This window comes from Pseudomonas sp. GW822-FHT01E03 (assembly GCF_058802985.1).
Genome location: NZ_JBXAOQ010000003.1, coordinates 595,624 through 603,332 on the forward strand (window position 1 = coordinate 595,624; position 7,709 = coordinate 603,332).

Below are 7,709 nucleotides of genomic sequence, written 5' to 3' on the forward strand. Positions count from 1 at the left end.
ACTCCGTTAACGCGTGGCGGATGCGAGTGATTGGGGGGCGCCGAACTGGCCGGCCATCCAGCCGCCGACATCGCTCAGGCGGGTGTCGACGGTGGCGTGGAGCGCCGACAGCCGACCGCCGCACAAGGCGCCGAGCCGGTCGCTGATCTGGAACAGTTCGTCCAGGTCTTCGGAGATCACCAGGATCGCCGCGCCGGCATCGCGCAAGGCAATCAAGGCGCGGTGAATGGTGGCGGCGGCACCGACGTCCACGCCCCAGGTCGGGTGTGCGGCGACCAGCAGTCTGGGTTGCTGAAGGATTTCCCGACCGAGGATGAATTTCTGCAAGTTGCCGCCGGACAGGCTGCGGGCAGGCGCCTGGCTATCGGGTGTCTTGACTCCGAAACGGCGGATGATTTCCTCGGCCAGTGCTTCGACTTTGCCGCGCTGGATCAGGCCGTTACTCACCAATCCGTGCTGGAAAGCAGTCAGCAGCGCGTTGTCCGCCAGGCTCAGTTCCGGCACCGCACCATGACCCAGGCGTTCGGCGGGGCCGAACGCCAAGCCGAGTTGGCGGCGAGCATCGGGACGCAAATGGGCGACTGGCTCCTTGCCAAAACGGATCGTCGCGCTGGCGTTGCGGGGCAGCAGTGCTTCGCCGCTGAGCAAGGCCAGTAACTCATCCTGGCCATTGCCGGCGACACCGGCGATGCCGACAATTTCACCGCGGCGCACTTCAAGGTCGATGTTGGCAAGCGAGCAGCCGAATGGGTCCGGGTTGTGCCAGGACAATCCACGGACATCAAGGCACGCATCACCTCCGGTAACCTTCGGATAGTCAGCGATCAACTCCGCCGCTTCACCGACCATCAAGCGCGCCAGTTGCTGGTCCGAACACTCGGCCGGCACGCAATGCCCGGCCACCCGACCGCCTCGTAAAACCGTTGCGCTGTGGCACAACGCACGCACTTCCCCGAGCTTGTGGCTGATGAACAAAATGCTGCAGCCTTCGGCGGCGAGTCGGCGCAGGGTAACGAACAAGTCGTCGGCCTCCTGCGGCGTCAGCACCGAAGTCGGTTCATCGAGAATCAACAGGCGGATGTCCTGCATCAGACAGCGAATGATTTCCACCCGCTGCCGTTCACCGATCGACAGGCTGTGGACAAGTCGCTCCGGTTCCAGCGTCATGCCGTAGCGCCGGGACACTTCGCGAATCTTCGGCTCAAGCTGTTTGGGTGTGCCTGCCGCCGCGCCCATGGCCAGGGCGATGTTCTGTGCCACGCTCAGGGTTTCGAACAGCGAAAAATGCTGGAATACCATGCCGATTCCCAAACCCCGGGCCTGGGCCGGATTGCGCAGGCTCACCCGCTGACCTTGCCAGATCACCTCGCCGGAATCGGCGTGGGTAACGCCGTAGATGATCTTCATCAGCGTGCTTTTGCCCGCACCGTTTTCGCCGAGCAGGGCATGGATCTCGCCAGGGGCAATGGTCAGGTCGATGGCATCGTTGGCCAGGCAGCCGGGGTAGCGTTTTGTGATTCTACGCAGTTGCAGGCGCGGAACTGGATCAGGGATTGGAGCGTGATTGGGCATGACAGGCTCAGTGCTGTTGGACTTGTGCCTGTGGATAAAGCAATTTTCTGGCCACTAGGTCAGGAAAATCTCGAAGTCCTGCGACCAGAGGCGTTCAGTACGCAGCTTTCAAATGTGCCACGCACAGCCCGGCACCACATGGGGGCAATGGCGCAAATCAAGCCCCGATTTTGCTCGTGGGGTTTTGCTCAAAAAATGAGCAATCGACCACAAGCCATACCGTACAGGGCGCCGAGACGGCCATGAACGGGTTATCCACAGATTGCTCCACAGTATTTGTGCGCAAGCTCACTGCACGGGCATAAGCACTGAGTGGCTACTTCTAAAGGCGATAAACCGCTGTAACTATTTGTTTTTATTTGAATTTGACGTGCTTGATGGCAGATTGGACGAAAATTGAGCAAAGTCCGCAAAGCCGCATGACAAAAGGGTTACAGCGGTATGTGCTCAGGTTATCCACAGGCGGGTGCACAGCAGATGTGGGCAAATATGGAATAAGTGAAAAAGCGGCGTGCCCCAAAAAATTGCAGCCGGTGCTGAAGCCTTTTAGCGCCGTAACAAAATTCGCCCGCGACTCAAATCGGCCAGTTGTGACTGTAAGGTGTCGATTTGCGCATCGCCTACGGCCAACTGCAACTCGACACCATTGGCGGTGAAGCTTTCATCCACAACCAATCCACCTGCCTCCGCCACCCGCAGCTTGACCAGGGCCAACTCGGCAAATCCGCAAGCGCAATGCAGTGGCACCCGGCTGATCAGCTCGAGCTTTGGCGCCGCTTGCAGGCATTTGTTTGCACCTCCGCCATAGGCCCGGGCTAGCCCCCCGGTGCCCAGTTGGATGCCGCCATACCAGCGAATCACCAGCACCGCGACCTGATCGCAATCCTGTGCCTCGATCGCCGCCAGAATCGGCCGGCCGGCCGTACCGCCGGGCTCGCCATCATCGGTGCTGCGGTACTGATCACCGAGCTTCCAGGCCCAGCAGTTGTGCGAGGCATTCAAGTCGCTGTGCTGTTCAATGAACGCCTGGGCCTCGGCGGGGCTGGAGATCGGCGCGGCGAAGGTAATGAAGCGGCTCTTGCGAATCTCTTCGCGGTATTCGCAAAAACCGCTGAGGGTAAATGGCATAAGTGCTTAGATGGCAGGTTTCAGGCCGCAGCCCTTGAGAATGATGCGGATCAGGTTATCCCCGGCGTCTTCCATGTCCTGTTTGGTCAACTTGGTGCGCCCGGTGACGCGGCAGATCTGCGTGGCGAAGTCGGCGTAGTGCTGGGTGCTGCCCCACAACAGGAAGATCAGGTGCACCGGATCGACCGGGTCCATTTTACCGGCGTCGATCCAGGCCTGGAACACGCCCGCACGACCCTGGAACCAGGCGCGATAGTCCTGGTTGAAATACTCGGTCAGGCACTCGCCGCCGCTGATGACTTCCATGGCGAAAATCCGCGAGGCTTGCGGCTGGCGCCGGGAGAACTCCATTTTGGCGCGGATGTAGCGGGTCAAGGCTTCGCTCGGATCGTCCTCGGCGGTGAGGGTGTTGAACGTGCTGTCCCACAGCTCGATGATGTTGCTCAGCACCGCCACGTACAAACCGAGCTTGTTGGTGAAGTAGTAATGCAGGTTTGCCTTAGGCAACCCGGCGTTCTGGGCGATGGTGTTCATGCTCGTGCCTTTGTACCCGTGACGGGCGAACTCGTCTTCGGCGGCCTTGATGATGGTCTCTTCGTTTTTTTGACGAATGCGGCTGACAGATTTTGCGCCGTGGGCTGGGACTTCAAAGGTCATAAGCACTTCCGAACGGGTGGGTGGGACGGCCAGTGCGTTGATAACGTACCCACCGGCTTCAGACAAGACCTCACACAATAAAACCTTACTCCGCTCCCACAATGTTCAACGCGTCGCGGCCAGGCTCTCGAGAAAACTCTCCAGCACCAGATGCGGTCGGCGCCCCTTGCGTGTGACCGACGCCAGGCTGAGGTCATAGAAACGTGTTTTTGCTTTCAACGCTCGCAACCGGCCTTGCTGCACCCAAAGACTCGCGTAGTGATCCGGCAGGTAACCGATATAGCGTCCGGTCAGGATCAGGAAGGCCATGCCTTCGCGGTCCGAGGCGCTGGCGGTGCAATTGAGCGCCTGATAATGGGCCTGGATTTCCGCCGGCAAACGAAAGGTCGGGGCGATGGCGTCCTGGCTATTCAGACGCGTGTCGTCCAGTTGTTTGTCGTCGACATAAAACAGCGGGTGACCGACTGCGCAGTACAACAGCGATCGCTCGCTATACAGCGGTTGATACTCCAGCCCCGACAATGCGCTGGCCTGCGGTACCACGCCGACGTGCAGGCGACCGTCGAGCACGCCTTGTTCGACTTCATTGGGCGCGATCATGCGGATCTGGATCTGCACGTCCGGGCCGCGTTCTTTCAATTGCGCGAGGGCATGGGTGATGCGCATGTGGGGCAGGGTGACCAGGTTGTCCGTCAAACCGATGATCAATTCGCCGCGCAGGTGCTGGTGCAGGCCATTGACCTCGGTGCGGAAGCTTTCCAGTGCACTTAACAGCTGCAATGCCGATTGATAGACCTCGCGGCCCTCTTCGGTCAGGGAAAACCCGGCACGTCCCCGTTGGCAAAGGCGCAGGCCGAGGCGTTGCTCCAGATCGCTCATCTGTTGGCTGATCGCCGAGCGACCGATGCCCAGCACGGTCTCCGCCGCGGAGAAGCCGCCGCATTCCACCACGCTGCGGAAAATCCTCAGCAGGCGAATATCAAAGTCGCTGACCTGGGCCAGCGGATCGGGACGGCGAGTACTCATGCGGGTTACTCAAAGTTTAGTAGTTGGCTGACTGAACATTAGAAAAGTTGGATTTCACCGACTTTATCCCCGTGGCAATTTAGCTGCAACAACGGTTTTCAATCCTTACGCCGCTTATTGCCTTGCGAGGTTACGCCCATGAACCAGCCTGAAAACGCACCGACTTCCCTGGCCAGCCAGCTCAAGCTCGATGCTCACTGGATGCCTTACACCGCCAACCGCAACTTCCAGCGCGACCCACGGCTGATCGTTGGCGCCGAAGGCAGTTGGCTGATCGACGACAAGGGCCGCAAGGTATATGACTCGCTGTCCGGTCTGTGGACCTGTGGCGCCGGGCACACTCGTAAGGAAATCCAGGAAGCGGTCGCCAAGCAACTGGGTACCCTCGATTACTCGCCAGGCTTCCAGTACGGCCATCCGCTGTCCTTTCAGTTGGCTGAAAAAATCACCGACCTGACCCCGGGCAACCTCAACCACGTGTTCTTCACCGACTCGGGTTCCGAGTGCGCTGACACCGCTGTAAAAATGGTCCGTGCTTACTGGCGCCTGAAGGGCCAGTCGACCAAGACCAAAATGATCGGCCGTGCCCGTGGCTACCACGGTGTGAACATCGCCGGCACCAGCCTCGGTGGCGTGAACGGCAACCGCAAGCTGTTCGGCCAGGCGATGATGGACGTCGATCACCTGCCGCACACTTTGCTGGCAAGCAACGCTTACTCCCGTGGCATGCCGGAGCAGGGCGGTATCGCCCTGGCTGACGAGCTGTTGAAGCTGATCGAACTGCACGATGCGTCGAACATCGCGGCGGTATTCGTCGAGCCATTGGCCGGTTCCGCTGGCGTGCTGGTGCCGCCACAGGGTTACCTCAAGCGTCTGCGTGAAATCTGCGACCAGCACAATATCCTGCTGGTGTTCGACGAAGTGATCACCGGTTTCGGCCGTACCGGCACCATGTTCGGCGCGACCACCTTCGGTGTGACACCGGACCTGATGTGCATCGCCAAGCAAGTCACCAACGGTGCGATCCCGATGGGCGCGGTGATTGCCAGCTCCGAGATCTACCAGACTTTCATGAATCAGCCGACACCTGAATACGCGGTTGAATTCCCCCATGGCTACACCTATTCCGCGCACCCGGTGGCTTGCGCCGCTGGCCTGGCAGCACTCGACCTGCTGCAAAAGGAAAACCTGGTACAGAGCGTGGCCGAAGTCGCACCGCATTTCGAAAATGCGCTGCACGGCCTCAAGGGCACCAAGAACATCATCGACATCCGCAACTACGGCCTGGCTGGCGCGATCCAGATCGCTCCACGTGACGGCGACGCGATCGTGCGTCCGTTCGAAGCCGGCATGGCGCTGTGGAAAGCCGGGTTCTACGTACGCTTCGGCGGCGACACCCTGCAGTTCGGCCCAACCTTCAACAGCAAGCCGCAGGACCTGGATCGTCTGTTCGACGCGGTCGGCGAAGTGCTGAGCAAGATCGACTGATTTGACAACACACCTGTAGGAGCGAGCTTGCTCGCGATGGACGTTAACGATGATGTGGGCTGCCTGGATGAACGCGGCGCCCTCACCATCTTCGCGAGCAAGCTCGCTCCTACAAAAAGCATCTATATAGCAGGCGCTCTTTAACGGACGCCTGTGGACAACTTTTCAGGAGCTTCCATGAGCGTTATTCCGCATTTGATCAATGGCGAACTGGTGACCGAGAACGGTCGCGCGGTTGATGTGTTCAACCCGTCTACCGGTCAGGCAATTCACAAGTTGCCGCTGGCGACCCGCGAAACCATCCAGAGCGCCATCGACGCGGCCAAGGCTGCATTCCCGGCCTGGCGCAACACGCCGCCGGCCAAGCGTGCCCAAGTGATGTTCCGCTTCAAGCAACTGCTGGAGCAGAACGAAGCGCGTATCGCCCAACTGATCAGCGAAGAGCACGGCAAGACCCTGGAAGATGCTGCCGGTGAATTGAAGCGCGGCATCGAGAACGTCGAGTTCGCTTGCGCGGCTCCGGAAATCCTCAAGGGCGAGTACAGCCGTAACGTCGGACCGAACATCGATGCCTGGTCTGACTTCCAGCCGCTGGGCGTGGTGGCCGGTATCACTCCGTTCAACTTCCCGGCCATGGTGCCGTTGTGGATGTACCCGCTGGCGATCGTCTGCGGTAACTGCTTTATCCTCAAGCCTTCCGAGCGTGACCCGAGCTCGACGCTGCTGATTGCACAGCTTCTGCTGGAGGCGGGCCTGCCCAAAGGCGTGCTGAGCGTGGTACACGGTGACAAGACTGCGGTGGACGCATTGATCGAAGCGCCGGAAGTCAAAGCGCTGAGCTTTGTGGGTTCGACGCCGATTGCCGAATACATCTATTCCGAAGGCACCAAGCGTGGCAAGCGCGTCCAGGCCCTGGGCGGTGCGAAGAACCACGCTGTGCTGATGCCGGATGCAGACCTGGACAACGCCGTCAGCGCACTGATGGGCGCGGCTTACGGTTCTTGCGGCGAGCGTTGCATGGCAATCTCGGTAGCGGTGTGCGTGGGTGATCAGGTGGCCGATGCACTGGTGGCCAAACTGGTTCCGCAAATCAAGGCGCTGAAAATCGGTGCCGGTACCAACTGCGGCCTGGACATGGGCCCACTGGTGACTGGCCAGGCGCGCGACAAGGTCAGCGGTTATGTAGAAGACGGCGTAGCTGCCGGCGCGACACTGGTGGTGGACGGCCGTGGCCTGACCGTCGCTGGTCACGAGGAAGGCTTCTTCCTGGGTGGTTGCCTGTTCGACAACGTCACGCCAGAAATGCGCATCTATAAAGAAGAGATCTTCGGGCCGGTGCTGTGCGTTGTTCGGGTCAACAGCCTGGAAGAAGCCATGCAACTGATCAACGATCACGAATATGGCAACGGCACTTGCATCTTCACCCGTGACGGCGAAGCCGCGCGGTTGTTCTGCGACGAAATCGAAGTCGGCATGGTCGGTGTCAACGTACCGCTGCCGGTGCCGGTGGCTTATCACAGCTTTGGCGGCTGGAAGCGTTCGCTGTTCGGCGACCTGCATGCCTACGGCCCGGATGGTGTGCGTTTCTACACCCGTCGCAAGGCCATCACCCAGCGCTGGCCACAGCGTGCGAGCCACGAGGCTTCGCAATTCGCGTTCCCTAGCTTGTAAGTAGAAGGGCGCAGAAGGCCGACCCATTGGGTCGGCCTTTTTGTTTTCGGGGCTTTTTTGTCCTATATGACAGAATTGTGAAAATAGCTGTTGACGGCAGATTCCAGGTGTCTATAATTCGCCCCACTTCCGGCGCAGTCGAAACGGAAAACTCCTTGGTAAACAAA

6 protein-coding genes are annotated in these 7,709 nt (G+C 59.8%); 2 read left to right on the top strand and 4 right to left on the bottom strand.

The window, feature by feature from the left end; all coding sequences use genetic code 11:
• Positions 1 to 6: 6 nt before the first annotated feature.
• From AC1RP7_RS08745 to AC1RP7_RS08760, 4 genes are all read right to left on the bottom strand, one after another.
• Complete coding sequence (locus tag AC1RP7_RS08745; protein ID WP_493183411.1) at positions 7 to 1,572, bottom strand: ABC transporter ATP-binding protein; 1,566 nt, start codon at positions 1,570 to 1,572, stop codon at positions 7 to 9.
• Between the two features lie 546 nt (positions 1,573 to 2,118).
• A complete protein-coding gene (locus AC1RP7_RS08750) occupies positions 2,119 to 2,700 on the bottom strand; it encodes an IMPACT family protein (protein WP_218495123.1) in 582 nt (193 codons plus the stop codon).
• 6 nt (positions 2,701 to 2,706) lie between these two features.
• Positions 2,707 to 3,357, bottom strand: a complete 651-nt coding sequence (locus AC1RP7_RS08755) for a TetR/AcrR family transcriptional regulator (protein ID WP_057712122.1) — start codon at positions 3,355 to 3,357, stop codon at positions 2,707 to 2,709.
• A gap of 105 nt (positions 3,358 to 3,462) precedes the next feature.
• Complete coding sequence (locus AC1RP7_RS08760; protein WP_057712121.1) at positions 3,463 to 4,383, bottom strand: LysR family transcriptional regulator; 921 nt, start codon at positions 4,381 to 4,383, stop codon at positions 3,463 to 3,465.
• A 138-nt stretch (positions 4,384 to 4,521) separates the two neighbouring features.
• Here AC1RP7_RS08760 and aptA point away from each other — a divergent pair, with 138 nt between their 5' ends.
• Together aptA and AC1RP7_RS08770 are read left to right on the top strand one after the other, a co-directional pair.
• Positions 4,522 to 5,871 (top strand): omega-aminotransferase AptA, encoded by a 1,350-nt coding sequence (gene aptA / locus AC1RP7_RS08765; RefSeq protein ID WP_057712120.1) that lies wholly within the window; start codon positions 4,522 to 4,524, stop codon positions 5,869 to 5,871.
• A gap of 177 nt (positions 5,872 to 6,048) precedes the next feature.
• Entirely contained in the window at positions 6,049 to 7,542 is a 1,494-nt protein-coding gene (locus AC1RP7_RS08770) for a CoA-acylating methylmalonate-semialdehyde dehydrogenase (protein WP_090452969.1), read from the top strand.
• Positions 7,543 to 7,709 lie beyond the last annotated feature (167 nt).

Bases quoted from the DNA above. Each gene is read 5' to 3' on its own strand.
- AC1RP7_RS08755 (WP_057712122.1), bottom strand. From the start codon at position 3,357: ATGACCTTTGAAGTCCCAGCCCACGGCGCAAAATCTGTCAGCCGCATT.
- AC1RP7_RS08750 (WP_218495123.1), bottom strand. From the start codon at position 2,700: ATGCCATTTACCCTCAGCGGTTTTTGCGAATACCGCGAAGAGATTCGC.
- AC1RP7_RS08770 (WP_090452969.1), top strand. From the start codon at position 6,049: ATGAGCGTTATTCCGCATTTGATCAATGGCGAACTGGTGACCGAGAAC.
- aptA (WP_057712120.1), top strand. From the start codon at position 4,522: ATGAACCAGCCTGAAAACGCACCGACTTCCCTGGCCAGCCAGCTCAAG.
- AC1RP7_RS08760 (WP_057712121.1), bottom strand. From the start codon at position 4,383: ATGAGTACTCGCCGTCCCGATCCGCTGGCCCAGGTCAGCGACTTTGAT.
- AC1RP7_RS08745 (WP_493183411.1), bottom strand. From the start codon at position 1,572: ATGCCCAATCACGCTCCAATCCCTGATCCAGTTCCGCGCCTGCAACTG.